General features: G+C 70.2%; 18 protein-coding genes and 1 pseudogene. 13 read left to right on the forward strand and 6 right to left on the reverse strand.

Annotation, left to right across the window (positions count from 1 at the left end):
* Positions 1 to 87 precede the first annotated feature (87 nt).
* From ABZZ38_RS00765 to ABZZ38_RS00785, 5 genes and pseudogenes are all read right to left on the reverse strand, one after another.
* On the reverse strand, positions 88 to 2163 hold the full coding sequence (locus ABZZ38_RS00765) for a PIG-L family deacetylase (protein ID WP_356734633.1): 2076 nt from the start codon (positions 2161 to 2163) through the stop codon (positions 88 to 90).
* A 239-nt stretch (positions 2164 to 2402) separates the two neighbouring features.
* A complete protein-coding gene (locus ABZZ38_RS00770; protein WP_356734346.1) occupies positions 2403 to 2666 on the reverse strand; it encodes a hypothetical protein in 264 nt (87 codons plus the stop codon).
* A gap of 89 nt (positions 2667 to 2755) precedes the next feature.
* On the reverse strand, positions 2756 to 3664 hold the full coding sequence (locus ABZZ38_RS00775; protein ID WP_356734635.1) for a hypothetical protein: 909 nt from the start codon (positions 3662 to 3664) through the stop codon (positions 2756 to 2758).
* 152 nt (positions 3665 to 3816) lie between these two features.
* A pseudogene (locus tag ABZZ38_RS00780) lies at positions 3817 to 4365 on the reverse strand (polynucleotide adenylyltransferase); the annotation flags it as partial.
* 175 nt (positions 4366 to 4540) lie between these two features.
* The gene (locus ABZZ38_RS00785) at positions 4541 to 5692 is read right to left on the reverse strand and encodes an FAD-dependent monooxygenase (protein WP_356734347.1); all 1152 of its coding nucleotides are present in this window, start codon (positions 5690 to 5692) and stop codon (positions 4541 to 4543) included.
* A 161-nt stretch (positions 5693 to 5853) separates the two neighbouring features.
* On the opposite strand from ABZZ38_RS00785, the gene ABZZ38_RS00790 reads away from it, so the two are divergent.
* Entirely contained in the window at positions 5854 to 6828 is a 975-nt protein-coding gene (locus ABZZ38_RS00790; protein ID WP_356734348.1) for a TetR/AcrR family transcriptional regulator C-terminal domain-containing protein, read from the forward strand.
* Here the strand turns inward: ABZZ38_RS00790 and ABZZ38_RS00795 are convergent.
* A complete protein-coding gene (locus ABZZ38_RS00795) occupies positions 6813 to 7517 on the reverse strand; it encodes a DUF5819 family protein (RefSeq protein WP_356734349.1) in 705 nt (234 codons plus the stop codon). The genes ABZZ38_RS00790 and ABZZ38_RS00795 overlap by 16 nt on opposite strands.
* A gap of 651 nt (positions 7518 to 8168) precedes the next feature.
* On the opposite strand from ABZZ38_RS00795, the gene rpsJ reads away from it, so the two are divergent.
* The 12 genes from rpsJ (at position 8169) to rplN (ending at position 13938) form a co-directional block, all read left to right on the forward strand.
* On the forward strand, positions 8169 to 8477 hold the full coding sequence (gene rpsJ / locus ABZZ38_RS00800) for a 30S ribosomal protein S10 (protein ID WP_003948644.1): 309 nt from the start codon (positions 8169 to 8171) through the stop codon (positions 8475 to 8477).
* Between the two features lie 13 nt (positions 8478 to 8490).
* Positions 8491 to 9135, forward strand: a complete 645-nt coding sequence (rplC, locus tag ABZZ38_RS00805) for a 50S ribosomal protein L3 (protein WP_058942728.1) — start codon at positions 8491 to 8493, stop codon at positions 9133 to 9135.
* A 7-nt stretch (positions 9136 to 9142) separates the two neighbouring features.
* Positions 9143 to 9793 (forward strand): 50S ribosomal protein L4, encoded by a 651-nt coding sequence (rplD, locus tag ABZZ38_RS00810; protein WP_356734350.1) that lies wholly within the window; start codon positions 9143 to 9145, stop codon positions 9791 to 9793.
* A complete protein-coding gene (gene rplW, locus ABZZ38_RS00815) occupies positions 9793 to 10110 on the forward strand; it encodes a 50S ribosomal protein L23 (RefSeq protein WP_356734351.1) in 318 nt (105 codons plus the stop codon). The genes rplD and rplW overlap by 1 nt, the downstream gene beginning before the upstream one ends.
* 41 nt (positions 10111 to 10151) lie before the next feature.
* Positions 10152 to 10988 carry a 50S ribosomal protein L2 gene (gene rplB, locus ABZZ38_RS00820; protein WP_356734352.1) on the forward strand — a complete coding sequence of 279 codons (837 nt, stop codon included), beginning with the start codon at positions 10152 to 10154 and terminating at the stop codon, positions 10986 to 10988.
* Positions 10989 to 11000: 12 nt separating this feature from the next.
* Complete coding sequence (gene rpsS, locus ABZZ38_RS00825; RefSeq protein WP_031076666.1) at positions 11001 to 11282, forward strand: 30S ribosomal protein S19; 282 nt, start codon at positions 11001 to 11003, stop codon at positions 11280 to 11282.
* A gap of 49 nt (positions 11283 to 11331) precedes the next feature.
* Complete coding sequence (gene rplV / locus ABZZ38_RS00830; RefSeq protein WP_030685471.1) at positions 11332 to 11679, forward strand: 50S ribosomal protein L22; 348 nt, start codon at positions 11332 to 11334, stop codon at positions 11677 to 11679.
* Complete coding sequence (rpsC, locus tag ABZZ38_RS00835; protein ID WP_356734353.1) at positions 11679 to 12515, forward strand: 30S ribosomal protein S3; 837 nt, start codon at positions 11679 to 11681, stop codon at positions 12513 to 12515. Before rplV ends, rpsC begins: the two co-directional genes overlap by 1 nt.
* A 5-nt stretch (positions 12516 to 12520) precedes the next feature.
* Positions 12521 to 12940: a 50S ribosomal protein L16 gene (rplP, locus tag ABZZ38_RS00840; protein ID WP_017949658.1), complete on the forward strand. Its 420-nt coding sequence runs from the start codon at positions 12521 to 12523 to the stop codon at positions 12938 to 12940.
* Positions 12940 to 13164, forward strand: coding sequence for a 50S ribosomal protein L29 (gene rpmC / locus ABZZ38_RS00845; RefSeq protein WP_067163159.1), 225 nt, complete (start codon positions 12940 to 12942; stop codon positions 13162 to 13164). The genes rplP and rpmC overlap by 1 nt, the downstream gene beginning before the upstream one ends.
* Positions 13164 to 13472 (forward strand): 30S ribosomal protein S17, encoded by a 309-nt coding sequence (gene rpsQ / locus ABZZ38_RS00850; protein WP_356734354.1) that lies wholly within the window; start codon positions 13164 to 13166, stop codon positions 13470 to 13472. The genes rpmC and rpsQ overlap by 1 nt, the downstream gene beginning before the upstream one ends.
* A 97-nt stretch (positions 13473 to 13569) precedes the next feature.
* Entirely contained in the window at positions 13570 to 13938 is a 369-nt protein-coding gene (rplN, locus tag ABZZ38_RS00855) for a 50S ribosomal protein L14 (protein ID WP_003956455.1), read from the forward strand.
* The last annotated feature ends 2 nt before the right edge of the window (positions 13939 to 13940 follow it).

Genomic DNA, 13940 nt, shown 5'->3' on the forward strand with positions numbered 1-13940 from the left:
CGGAGCATCAGCGAGGGCCCCGCACCTTTCGGTGCGGGGCCCTTTCGCATGTCCCGGTTCTCCGCGTCCGCGCTGTGCCGCGGACGGTCAGCCTTCGGTGCGCGGCTCCGGCGCCCACGCCCACGGGTGGGCGTCCGCGCCCAGCCCGATCGCGAGGAAGCCGTGCCGGCGGTGCGGGTGCAGGGTGGCCGACTCCAGGGGCACGGCCCCTTGCGTACGGGTGGCCAGGTGGCCGTCGCGGTTGCGGATACTGACCCGGCCGCGCAGGTCCTTGCCGAGCAGCACGGGGCCCTTGGGGGTGGCGGCGGCGCTGACCGGCCCGTACCCGTCGAGGGCGACGCGGCTGGGGGCGCCGCCGTCGGCCCGTACCACCGTCAGCTTCTGCCGGGTGGGCGCGCGGTAGTACAGCTCCAGGTCACCGTCGGGCGTGGCGGCGACCGCGACCGGGTCGCCGGAGACGGGCAGGCCGCTGTCGGGGCGGAAGGCGACCGGCCCGCCCGGCGCGTCCTGCGCCCAGTGGTGGACGCTCTCCCGCCCGGCCGCGAAGAGGTGGACGCGACCGGAGTGGTCCACCCCGGCGGCCAGGCCGTCCTGCACCTCGGCGCCGCCCAGGTCGCGCCATGGGCCCCAGCTGCCGTCGGGCTGCCGTACCCGGCTGCTGACGCCCTTGTCGGCGTTGCGTACGAAGAGATGGACCCGGCCGTCCTGGGCCGTGACCGCCACCGGGGTGCCGATCCGGCGCCCGCGGTCGTCACCGTGCTCCGGGTTGCCGAGCCCGCGCCAGGCGAGGAACGGCCCACCCGCGGTGCGCTGCTCCAGCAGCACGATCTCGCGCCTGTTGGGGCCGCCGTGCCCGCCGAGCGCCGAGAAACGGAGCCCGAACAGCAGATGGCGCCCGTCCCCGAGAGCCGCGGCGCCGAGCCCGGGCGCGAGCGGCCCGCCGCCCAGGTCGTCCGGGTCGCCCCACTGGCCGCTGCCGGCCTCGGTCTCGTGCCAGCGCACCGCGCGCAGGCCCAGCACCCCGTACACCGCGAGCCGCCCGTCCGGCTCGGTCACGACGACCGGGCCGGGGTCCGGGTAACGGTAGTGGGTGGCCCGTACCCAGCCCTTCTTGTTGGTGAGCGGGCGGTCGCCGCCGACGTTGTAGTCGCCGCAGCCGCCGGCGTTGCCGCACTGCCAGGAGGGGTCGCCGCCGTACGGGACGAGGTGCGCGGCCTTCTCCTTCAGGACCGGCGCCGGGAGGTTCTTGGGCCAGTGGCGGTTGTAGTAGCCGCGGAAGGCGGTGGTGACGAAGGCGGGTATCGCACCGCCGTCCTGCGTCGCGTGCGCCACCCAGCGGACCATGGCGGCCCAGCTGAACGACGCGACGGCGGTGTGGTCGGCGTGGTCCGAGTAGCCGGGCTGCTCGGAGTCCTTCTTGCGGGTCCGCTCGTCGCTGTGCTGGATGTCCGGGTCCGGGTCCAGGGTGTGGATGACCGTCGGGCGGTACTGTTCCATCAGCCCGACGAGTACGTCGATCAGCCGGTCGTGGTCGTAGTCGTCGGCCTTGCGTACGGGGGAGTCGGCGGCGACGACGGTGCGCAGGCCCAGCCGGCGGTCCTGCCACAGGCTGGGCAGCGCCATCCAGCGGCGGGGCGTGTGCATCGCGAGGTTGAGGAAGATCAGCTCGACCCGGCGGTTGCCGTGGGTGAGCGTGTTGATCTCGGCGCGGCGGTCACCGCGGAGGGTGATCACGCCCTTCTGCCAGGGCGTGAACGTGTCGAGCCCGAGCATCGCCGCGTACGCCTGGCGCAGGCCCTGGTGGCGGGCGGAGGAGTAGGCGGACTTGTCGGCGACGACGTCCTTGCGGCCGGGTATGTGGTTCTTGCCGTCGTGCTCGCCGGCGGTGACGTAGACGGAGACCAGGGGGACACCGGCGTCGACCATGCGCTGGGTGTCCGGGTTCATGAAGTACAGGTCGTCGTCCGGGTGCGCGGCTATCTGCATGAGCTGGGCGCGCCGCGAGCTGGTGATCGGTATCCCCGGCGCCGGGTCGGCGGTGGGCCCCTTGCGCCGCGGCGCCGGTACGGTGCACCCGGCGAGACCGGCGACGGCGAGTGCGGCGGCCGACGCGAGGACCCCCCGCCGCCGGAAACCGGCAGGGCGCAGCCCTGCCCCCCGTATGTCCTTCACGTGTTGCGCTCCGTCCGCTTCCCCCGCAGCGGTGCCCCCGTCTGCGTACGTCGTCCCCGAGTGGCGCGGGGCTGACCGAAGCCGCCCTCCGCGATCGTCTAGACGGATTATCGGCGGACCGGGTTGCCTGCGACGCAGGGGGGGAGGGGGAGGGCAGGTGGCACGCCCGAGGGCCGCGACCTGCGAGCGCCTTCAGGGCGCCGCCGGCCGCGGCGCGCGGCTGCTTTCCGCTAGTCCTCGGTGAAGACGTCTTCCAGGGTGGGTGCGGTGACGGCGCGGGTGAGCCAGTGGCGCAGGCGTTCGGCGTCGTCGCAGTGGGTGATGCGTTCGCGGGCGCCGTCGGGGATGTCCATGCCGCGCTGTTCGAGGACGAGGAGGAGGTCCTCTGCGCGACTCTCCGCGCGGCCCTGGGTGCGGCCTTCTTCTCGGGTGCGGCCTTCTTCTCGGATCTCCTGGGAGATGGGCGACTTGTAGAAGGACAGGTCGACGGCCATCAGGTGCCTCCACTGGTGTGCGGCTGGGCGCCGGTCAGGGCCCGTGATCACGGGACGGTCCCTGACCGGGTGCCTGGACGGAACCGGGTCTAGTCCTCGGTGAAGACGTCTTCCAGGGTGGGTGCGGTGACGGCGCGGGTGAGCCAGTGGCGCAGGAGTTCGGCGTCGTCGCAGTGGGTGATGCGTTCGCGGGCGCCGTCGGGGATGTCCATGCCGCGCTGTTCGAGGACGAGGAGGAGGTCCTCTGCGCGACTCTCCGCGCGGCCCTGGGTGCGGCCTTCTTCTCGGCCTTCTGCGCGGCCTTCTTCTCGGATCTCCTGGGAGATGGGCGACTTGTAGAAGGACAGGTCGACGGCCATCAGGTGCCTCCACTGGTGTGCGGCTGGGCGCCTGCCCAGGCCTTGTGCGATGAGTTCCGCGAGGGGGTGGGCGAGATCTTCAGGTGTGTCGCGCAGGGCGGCGGAGAGTGCCTTCAGTATGGCACCGACCTCCGGATCGCCGGCGTGTGTGATCGCGGCCAGTGTGGACAGCGCCAGGTCCTTGCGGGCCTCGGCGGTGTTGGTGATCACGGGCATGTTGTGCGGGCCCGCGACGAGTGGGCGGAGGGTCAGCGCGGCCCACTGGGCGGGGCCGATGTGGACCGGCTGGGCGGCCCACTCGGCGGTGGCGCGGTCCTGGCAGACGACCAGCAGCAAGGGCGGCAGCTGGTACTTGGTGTGCAGGTAGGAGAGGTAATACGCCCAGCTGGCCGGTTTGGCGGGGTCCTTCTTGCCCTGCGCCTCCACGGCGAGCAGGAAGGAGCCGTCCGTCTCCGTGTCGAAACGCAGCAGCGTGTCGACGCGGCGTTCGAGGGGGCGGGGTTCGCTGAGGTCGGTGGGAAGGATGGTGACCGAGGTGGGCGCGGGGATGGCGACGCCGAGCACCTCGGAGACGCGTGAGAAGAGCCCCGGGTACTCCTGGAAGATGCGGTGCATCGCCTCGTGGGGTGAGCTGACCATGCGGGTCCTGTCGAACTGCGGGGTGGGTGGAGGGTCATGCATATGCCGATGGCGTATGCGTGACGTGTACGGGCACAACCGTAGGTCGCCCAACCAGGGCCCTGACAAGGGAAGTTGGGAAGGTTCACCCGGGGGAGTGAGGCTCTCCGCGGTCACCGGAGCGTGGGGACGTCCCCGCGCTCCGCCCTGGTGAGGGTGGTGCCCGGCAGGCCCCGCAGGCGGTGTTCCGCGATGCGGGCCAGGCGGTGGGCGTCCGGTGGGGTGGTGCCGAGGCCGATCGCGTAGCGGGCAGAGGACCGGGACGTGGCGAAGGGGCGGGGCCAGGCGTGGGCGTCCGGCGCTCCCGCCTCCTCCAGGTCCGCCAGGAGCGCGCGCATCCGGCCCCGCACCCGGCCGTGTTCGGAGTCGGGCACCGTGAGGACGGCCCAGGCGGCGTGGCGGCGGTGCAGCACGGGCGGGGCCAGCAGGGCGGGCCAGGGGTCGGCGCCGGACGCGGCCGCCGTCTCCAGGGTGTCCCAGGCCCGGAAGAGCTCGTGCGTCAGCAGGTCCCGGCCACCGGCGCCGACCTGGTCGGTGCAGGCCCGTACCGGCTCGGTCGGGTCATGAGCGCGACCGGCGACCGCGGGGGGCGCGGGGGCGCCAACCGGCTCGCGCCAGTCCCAGGCAGCCCACGTGGCGAAGAAGCGCCGGAGCAGCTCCCCGGGCGGCAGGCAGACCGCCGCGGGCTGGGGGAGCGGGATGCCCAGGGTCCGAAGGGTCCGGGCGAGACTTCCCGGGTCTTCCCGGAGGAGCCGGTGCATCACCTCGTACGAGGAACTGGTCATGGGGCGGACGGGAGGTCCACCAGGCCGTCGGCATATGCCATCGGCCCGCTCGTCACCCGGTGGGGCGACTCCGCCCGTACGCGGCCGTCCGCACCGGCGCACAGCCGTCGAGCGTGAGGGCGTTCTTCGCCCGCGTCAGCGACGCCTCCGACGGCGGCCCGTCCGGGTTCTCCGTCGCCAGCGCCTGGTTCAGCTCGACGAAGGGCCGCATGCGGGAGGTGTACCGGGCGAAGGCGGACGCGTGGCCGCCGCCGGCCAGCTCCTCCGCCAGGACGTACGCGCCCACCAGGGCGAGACCGGTGCCCTGTCCCGAGAACGGCGAGGCGCAGTAGCCGGCGTCGCCGAGCAGGACCGTCCGGCCCCGCGACCAGTGGTCCATACGGATCTGGGCCATGGAGTCGCAGTGGAAGTCCGGGGCCTCCAACGCGGCCTTCGTCAGCCTGCCGGCCTCCCAGCGCAGGCCGGAGAGCCGGTCGGCGGTGAGCCGGCGCAGCCACTCCACGTCGCGGTGGTCGCCGTCCAGCTTGGCCGACCGGAAGCCGAAGGCGACGCGCAGTTCGCTGTTGTCGCGCACCGGCATGATGCCGAAGCCCGCGTCGCCGTCGCGGAGCCAGAGCTGCCAGTTGTCCAGGCCGAGGAAGTTGTCGGCGCTGAAGACGGACAGGTAACTGCCCAGGTGGTGGGTGACGTCCTCGGCCGGGCCGAAGGCGAGCCGCCGCACCGCCGAGTGCTGCCCGTCCGCGCCCACCACCACGTCCGCGTCCCGCGAGGGGCCATGGGCGAAGTGCGCGCGTACACCGTCCTCGTGCTCCTCCAGGGCGGTGATGGTGTCGCCGAAGAGGTACTCGACGTCGTCACGCGTGTGCCGGTACAGCAGCCGGACCAGGTCCTCGCGCAGCACCTCGATGTCGTCGCCGTCGAGCCGCCCGCTGCTGAGGGCGTAGTCGGTCGACCGTTCGATCTCCGTGCCGTCGGCGGCGAGCACCGACATGCCCCGTATCCGCGTCCGCAGCTCCCACGCCTCCGCGAGCAGGCCCATCCGGTCGACGACGTCGAGCGCGACGCCCCGGATGTCGACCGCCTGTCCGCCGGGGCGCACCTCGGGAGCCCGCTCCACGACCGTCGGCGCGAAGCCGCGGCGACGCAGCAGCAGGGCCAGCGCGGCACCGGCGATGCCGCCGCCCGAAATCAGAACCGTCCTCATGTCCTACCCCCTCCGTACGGTGTACGCCGCTGAATGTACGACGTATATGCAGGCTGCGGCAAGGGTGGAATCCCGCCTCTGTACTAGGGCAGAGAGGTGACGTGACGAGGTTGCCGCTGGTAGCGTCTGCCCTAGTACAGGAAGAGACGAGGAGAAGATCCGTGGCCGAGGCGTCCCAGCCGCCCTATCTGCGCATCGCCGCCGACATCCGGCGGCGTATCACCGAGGGCGAGCTGCTCCCCGGCGACCGGATCCCCTCGACGCGACGGATCGCCCGGGACTGGGGCGTGGCGCTCGCCACCGCCACCAAGGCGCTGACCACCCTGCGCCTCGAAGGCCAGGTGGAAGCCCGCCCGCGCGTCGGCACGGTCGTCGCGGCACGGCAGCGCCCGAACGCGACGGGGCGGGAGGCGGAACCCCGGAGGCAGCCCCCGCACGGCGGCGGGCAGCACCCCGAGCTCACCCGGGACCGGATCGTCCGCGCCGCGATCGAGATCGCCGACGCCGAGGGGCTCACCGCGCTCTCCATGCGTGGCGTCGCGGCCCGCCTGGGCGTGGCGGCCATGTCCCCGTACCGCTACGTCACCGGCAAGGACGACCTCGTCGCGCTGATGGCCGACGCCGCCTACGGCGAGGTGGCACTCCCCGCCGTACCGCCCGACGGCTGGCGTCCCCGGCTGGAGGCGGGGGCGCGCGCCCTGTGGCAGGTGTGCCGCCGCCACCCGTGGGTCGCCCAGATCGGGCCGCTCAACCGACCGCTGGTCCTGCCGAACCTGATCGCCCACGGCGACTGGCTGCTCGGCGCTCTGGAAGGCCATGGCCTCGACGCCAGGACGAGGTTCGACATCCACCTGCTGGTCTACGGCTACGTCCACGGGCTGGCGGTCAACCTGGAGCGCGAGACCCAGGCGCAGGCCGCGACCGGTCTCACGGAGGACGAGTGGATGGACCGCCAGGAGGCGGCCCTGCGGGACGTCGTCGACTCGGGGCGCTACCCCGCCTTCGCCCGCACCCTCGCCGGTTTCCAGGACGGATACGACCTCGACCTGGACGCGCTCTTCACCTTCGGGCTGCGGCCGCTGCTCGACGGCATCGCCGGGATCATCGAGGGTGGCCCGGCTCACGGCGCCCGGTAGTCGTGGTCCGTCACCCACCACCACGGCAGCATCCGGTGGGTGGTGGTGGCCGGGGGGTCCTCCGTGCGCCACGACGGCCGCGGCACCGCCGCGAAACGGACGGCGACCTGGAGAGCGATGACCGGCCGGCCCCGCCACTCGCGTCCGATCCGCTGGAGGACGGCCCGCTTCAAGTACGCCGTGGACAGCTCACCCTTCGGGTCACCGGTCGGCGCGCCGTTGTGGCCGTGGTGGTCGACGAAGCTGTCCCAGGCGCGGCGGAGTGTGTTCCGGTACGCCAGGCCGGCCGGGGCACCCCCGGTCGCGGCGGCGTCCTGGAGAGTGAGGTCGATCCACTCGGAGACGACCGGGGCGCCGTCCTCGCCCCGCGTGCGCAGCCGGACGCCGAGGGACTCCTTGCGCCGCGCGGGATCGGCCGCGAACGGCCTGTGGTCCTGGCCCGAAGCGCGCTGGAGGTACGCGTCGACCGCGTCCCGATGCCCGGCGGCGGCGTTGGACGGCGCGATGTCGAGGGAGACCACGCCCAGGTGGACGACGACGGCGCCGGCGAGGACGAGCCCGGCCCCGATCAGCGTGCCCAGGGCCCAGGGCGGCCATGGCCGGGCACGGGCCGCTACGGTGTCTTCCGCGATTCGCGTGTCTTCCGGGTCTTCCGTGTCTTCCGCGGGGCGGGAGTGGGGCGCTTCCATTCGCATGGAAGTCCTTTCCCCCGGGCGAAAGGAAAATACGGTTGCCGACGGCCGGAAGCGACGAGTGGCGCAAGCAGTCACCCTCGCCGGTGAGCCGACTGGGCCATGGGACACGCCCACCCCGGTCGACGCGGGCCGTGGCCCGGGTGGATTCCGGTCAAGGGGAGCCGGTCGCACAGGGGCGACGCCTTGCGGGACCCGGCCGGGCCCCGTGTGCGGAGCGTGGCGTTCCATGCGTGCCAGGGTTTGACACGCAACCCCCGCGGGGTAATCTCATGGGCTCGATTGGCGTCGGCTCGTACCCGTATGGCAGACTGTCCGGGTTGCTCGGTTGAGTGCCGATGCTGCGCGCCTCCCGCCGGGAGGACCGGAAGCAAGTCCCACAGTACTCGTCGTCTCTGATCAGGGGCGGACGTACGGGAATCTTCCGGGAAGTGTCAGCGGGGCGCCGACCAGGCACCCGGTGGGTGTTCGACCCCCGGCTCGCGGTCCTCGGGCCCGCACCCCCTTGGTTGGGAAATCCTTCGGGACTTCTACGTAGAGGGGATGCGACACGCCCGACCGCGTGGGTCGGAGATCAGGACGGGGCTTCTGTACAGCACAGCCCACCAGGTACCAGAGCGTTACGAGAGACAGGACTACTGAGTAGCCATGGCGGGACAGAAGATCCGCATCCGGCTCAAGGCCTACGACCACGAGGTCATCGATTCCTCGGCGAAGAAGATCGTCGAGACGGTGACCCGTACCGGTGCGTCGGTCGCGGGCCCGGTGCCGCTGCCCACTGAGAAGAACGTGTACTGCGTCATCAAGTCGCCGCACAAGTACAAGGACTCGCGCGAGCACTTCGAGATGCGCACGCACAAGCGCCTCATCGACATCCTCGACCCCACGCCGAAGACGGTTGACTCGCTCATGCGTCTCGACCTGCCGGCCGGCGTCGACATCGAGATCAAGCTCTGAGGTGACGCGCGAGATGGCAAAGAACATTAAGGGCGTCCTGGGCGAGAAGCTCGGCATGACCCAGGTCTGGGACGAGAACAACCGGGTTGTCCCGGTGACCGTCGTCAAGGCCGGGCCCTGCGTCGTCACCCAGGTCCGCACGAACGACATCGACGGCTACGAGTCGGTCCAGATCGCCTTCGGCGAGATCGACCCGCGCAAGGTGAACAAGCCCCTCAAGGGTCACTTCGCCAAGGCCGACGTCACCCCGCGCCGCCACCTGGTGGAGCTGCGTACCGCTGACGCCAGCGAGTACACGCTCGGCCAGGAGATCACCGCTGCCGTGTTCGAGTCGGGCGTCAAGGTCGACGTCACCGGCAAGAGCAAGGGCAAGGGCTTCGCCGGTGTCATGAAGCGTCACAACTTCAAGGGCCTCGGCGCCGGTCACGGCACCCAGCGCAAGCACCGCTCCCCCGGTTCCATCGGTGGCTGCGCCACCCCGGGCCGTGTGTTCAAGGGCCTCCGCATGGCGGGCCGTATGGGCAACGAGCGGGTCACCACCCAGAACCTGACCGTCCACGCCGTTGACGCGGAGAAGGGTCTGCTGCTCATCAAGGGCGCGGTCCCCGGTCCGAACGGCGGCCTCGTCCTGGTCCGTACCGCGGCCAAGGGGGCCTGAGGTAACGATGAGCACCATTGACATCCTTTCGCCGGCAGGCGACAAGGCCGGTACCGTCGAGCTCCCCGCGGAGATCTTCGACGCGAAGACCAGCGTTCCGCTGATCCACCAGGTCGTCGTCGCACAGCTGGCCGCTGCCCGTCAGGGCACGCACAAGACCAAGACCCGTGGCGAAGTCCGCGGTGGTGGCAAGAAGCCGTACCGCCAGAAGGGCACCGGCCGCGCCCGTCAGGGCTCGACCCGCGCCCCGCAGTTCGCCGGCGGTGGCGTCGTCCACGGCCCCGTGCCGCGTGACTACTCGCAGCGCACCCCGAAGAAGATGAAGGCCGCCGCCCTCCGCGGTGCCCTCTCGGACCGGGCGCGTCACTCCCGCATCCACGTCGTCACCGGCGTGGTCGAGGGCGAGGTCTCCACCAAGGCCGCCAAGACGCTGTTCGGCAAGATCTCGGAGCGCAAGAACCTGCTCCTGGTCGTCGAGCGCGCCGACGAGGCCGCGTGGCTGTCCGCCCGCAACCTGCCCCAGGTGCACATCCTGGAGCCGGGCCAGCTGAACACGTACGACGTGATCGTCTCCGACGACGTGGTCTTCACCAAGGCCGCCTTCGAGTCCTTCGTGTCTGGCCCCAAGGCCGCTGACAACGAGGGGAGCGAGGCCTGATGGCCGAGATCACCAGCAAGACCTTCTCCGACCCGCGCGACGTTCTCGTCAAGCCGGTTGTCTCCGAGAAGAGCTACGCGCTGCTCGACGAGAACAAGTACACGTTCATCGTGGCGCCCACCGCGAACAAGACCCAGATCAAGCAGGCCGTCGAGGCGGTCTTCTCGGTCAAGGTCACGTCGGTGAACACGATCAACCGTCAGGGCAAGCGCAAGCGCACCCGCACCGGTTTCGGTAAGCGCGCGAACACCAAGCGCGCCATCGTGACCCTTGCTGAGGGCAGCCGTATCGACATCTTCGGCGGTCCGACCGCCTAACGGCGGTCTGGATCGTCCGAATATCGGACGAGGACTGAGAAATGGGTATCCGCAAGTACAAGCCGACGACTCCGGGCCGTCGTGGCTCCAGCGTCGCCGACTTTGTCGAGATCACGCGGTCCACGCCGGAGAAGTCGCTGGTCCGCCCCCTGCACAGCAAGGGCGGCCGTAACAACACCGGTCGTGTGACCGTCCGTCACCAGGGCGGTGGCCACAAGCGCGCCTACCGCGTGATCGACTTCCGTCGTCACGACAAGGACGGCGTGCCGGCCAAGGTCGCTCACATCGAGTACGACCCGAACCGCACCGCGCGCATCGCGCTGCTCCACTACGTGGACGGCGAGAAGCGCTACATCATCGCCCCGCGTGGCCTGAGCCAGGGCGACCGGGTCGAGAACGGCCCCGGCGCCGACATCAAGCCGGGCAACAACCTGGCCCTGCGCAACATCCCGGTCGGTACCACGATCCACGCGATCGAGCTCCGTCCCGGCGGCGGCGCGAAGTTCGCCCGCTCCGCGGGTGCCTCCGTGCAGCTGCTCGCGAAGGAGGGCCAGATGGCCCACCTGCGCATGCCGTCCGGTGAGATCCGTCTGGTCGACGTCCGCTGCCGCGCCACCATCGGCGAGGTCGGCAACGCCGAGCAGTCGAACATCAACTGGGGCAAGGCCGGCCGTAAGCGCTGGCTGGGCGTTCGCCCGACCGTCCGTGGTGTCGCCATGAACCCGGTCGACCACCCGCACGGTGGTGGTGAGGGCAAGACCTCCGGTGGTCGCCACCCGGTCTCCCCGTGGGGTCAGAAGGAGGGTCGTACTCGTTCTCCCAAGAAGGCGAGCAACAAGTACATCGTCCGCCGCCGCAAGACGAACAAGAAGCGCTAGGAGCGGGTTTAGATGCCGCGTAGTCTCAAGAAGGGGCCCTTCGTCGACGACCACCTGATCAAGAAGGTGGATTCGCAGAACGAAGCCGGCACCAAGAACGTCATCAAGACCTGGTCCCGTCGCTCGATGATCGTCCCGGCCATGCTCGGCCACACGATCGCGGTGCACAACGGCAAGACCCACATCCCGGTGTTCGTCACCGAGTCGATGGTCGGCCACAAGCTCGGCGAGTTCTCGCCGACTCGCACCTTCCGCGGCCACGTCAAGGACGACCGGAAGTCGAAGCGCCGCTAACGCGGGGTGACAGACCATGACGAACGTGTCAGACACTGAAGGGACAACCATGGAAGCCAGGGCCCAGGCGCGGTACATCCGCGTCACGCCCATGAAGGCCCGCCGCGTGGTGGACCTCATCCGTGGCATGGACGCCACGGAGGCTCAGGCGGTCCTGCGTTTCGCCCCGCAGGCCGCGAGCGTGCCGGTGGGCAAGGTGCTGGACAGCGCCATTGCCAACGCCGCGCACAACTACGACCACACGGACGCCTCTTCGCTGTACATCAGCGAGGCGTACGTAGACGAGGGCCCGACCCTGAAGCGGTTCCGTCCGCGTGCCCAGGGCCGTGCCTACCGGATCCGCAAGCGGACCAGCCACATCACCGTGGTCGTCAGCAGCAAGGAAGGAACCCGGTAATGGGCCAGAAGGTAAACCCGCACGGGTTCCGGCTCGGCATCACCACCGACTTCAAGTCGCGCTGGTACGCCGACAAGCTGTACAAGGACTACGTCAAGGAAGACGTCGCCATCCGTCGGATGATGACGTCCGGCATGGAGCGCGCCGGTATCTCGAAGGTTGAGATCGAGCGCACCCGTGACCGCGTGCGGGTGGACATCCACACCGCGCGTCCCGGCATCGTCATCGGCCGCCGTGGCGCCGAGGCCGACCGCATCCGCGGCGACCTCGAGAAGCTCACGGGCAAGCAGGTCCAGCTGAACATCCTCGAGGTCAAGAACCCCGAGGTCGACGCTCAGCTCGTGGCCCAGGCCGTGGCGGAGCAGCTGTCCTCCCGCGTCTCCTTCCGCCGCGCCATGCGTAAGAGCATGCAGTCGGCGATGAAGGCGGGCGCCAAGGGCATCAAGATCCAGTGTGGTGGCCGTCTCGGCGGCGCCGAGATGTCCCGCTCGGAGTTCTACCGTGAGGGTCGTGTGCCCCTGCACACGCTCCGCGCGAACGTCGAGTACGGCTTCTTCGAGGCCAAGACCACCTTCGGCCGCATCGGCGTGAAGGTCTGGATCTACAAGGGCGACGTCAAGAACATCGCCGAGGTTCGCGCCGAGAACGCCGCTGCCCGCGCCGGCAACCGCCCGGCCCGCGGTGGCGCTGACCGCCCCGCCGGCCGTGGTGGCCGCGGTGGCGAGCGTGGCGGTCGCGGTCGCAAGCCGCAGCAGGCTGGTTCCGCCGCCGAGGCCCCCAAGGCCGAGGCTGCTGCCCCTGCTCCGGCTGCTGAGAGCACCGGAACGGAGGCCTGACCGAAATGCTGATCCCCCGTAGGGTCAAGCACCGCAAGCAGCACCACCCGAAGCGCAGCGGTATGTCCAAGGGTGGTACGCAGGTTGCGTTCGGCGAGTACGGCATCCAGGCCCTCACTCCGGCGTACGTGACCAACCGCCAGATCGAGGCGGCTCGTATCGCGATGACCCGCCACATCAAGCGTGGCGGCAAGGTCTGGATCAACATCTACCCGGACCGCCCGCTGACGAAGAAGCCCGCCGAGACCCGCATGGGTTCCGGTAAGGGATCCCCGGAGTGGTGGGTCGCGAACGTCAAGCCCGGTCGGGTGATGTTCGAGCTGTCCTACCCGAACGAGAAGATTGCTCGTGAGGCGCTCACCCGCGCTGCTCACAAGCTTCCGATGAAGTGCCGCATCGTTCGGCGCGAGGCAGGTGAGGCGTGATGTCGGCCGGAACCAAGGCGTCCGAGCTGCGCGAGCTGGGCAACGAGGAGCTTGTTGCCAAGCTCAGCGAGGCCAAGGAAGAGCTGTTCAACCTCCGCTTCCAGGCGGCGACCGGGCAGCTCGAGAACCACGGTCGGCTCAAGTCCGTCCGTAAGGACATCGCCCGGATCTACACCCTGATGCGTGAGCGCGAGCTGGGCATCGAGACGGTGGAGAGCGCCTGATGAGCGAGAACAACGTGACCGAGAACACTGCAACCGACAGCGGCTCCGCCGCGGGCTCCCGCGGATTCCGCAAGACCCGTGAGGGTCTGGTCGTCAGCGACAAGATGGACAAGACCGTCGTCGTCGCCGTCGAGGACCGCGTCAAGCACGCGCTGTACGGCAAGGTCATCCGCCGTACCAACAAGCTCAAGGCGCACGACGAGCAGAACGCCGCGGGTGTCGGCGACCGCGTCCTCCTCATGGAGACCCGGCCGCTGTCCGCGACGAAGCGCTGGCGCGTCGTCGAGATCCTCGAGAAGGCCAAGTAATCGCTCGCAGGGGTAACCCTTCGAGTTCGTTCCGCCAGGCTCGGTGGGGTGCCGCACGGCACCCCACCGGGAACCGGCAGACAATCAGGAGATAGACGTGATCCAGCAGGAGTCGCGACTGCGTGTCGCCGACAACACTGGTGCCAAGGAGATCCTTTGCATCCGTGTTCTCGGTGGTTCCGGTCGCCGCTACGCGGGCATCGGTGACGTCATCGTCGCCACCGTCAAGGATGCGATCCCCGGTGGCAACGTGAAGAAGGGTGACGTCGTCAAGGCGGTCATCGTTCGCACCGTGAAGGAGCGCCGCCGCCAGGACGGCTCGTACATCCGCTTCGACGAGAACGCCGCCGTCATTCTGAAGAACGACGGCGACCCTCGCGGCACCCGTATCTTCGGCCCCGTGGGCCGTGAGCTGCGCGAGAAGAAGTTCATGAAGATCATCTCGCTCGCGCCGGAGGTGCTGTAAGC

Origin of the sequence: Streptomyces sp. NPDC006368, from assembly GCF_040612535.1 — a bacterium.
Classification (GTDB): Bacteria; Actinomycetota; Actinomycetes; order Streptomycetales; family Streptomycetaceae; genus Streptomyces.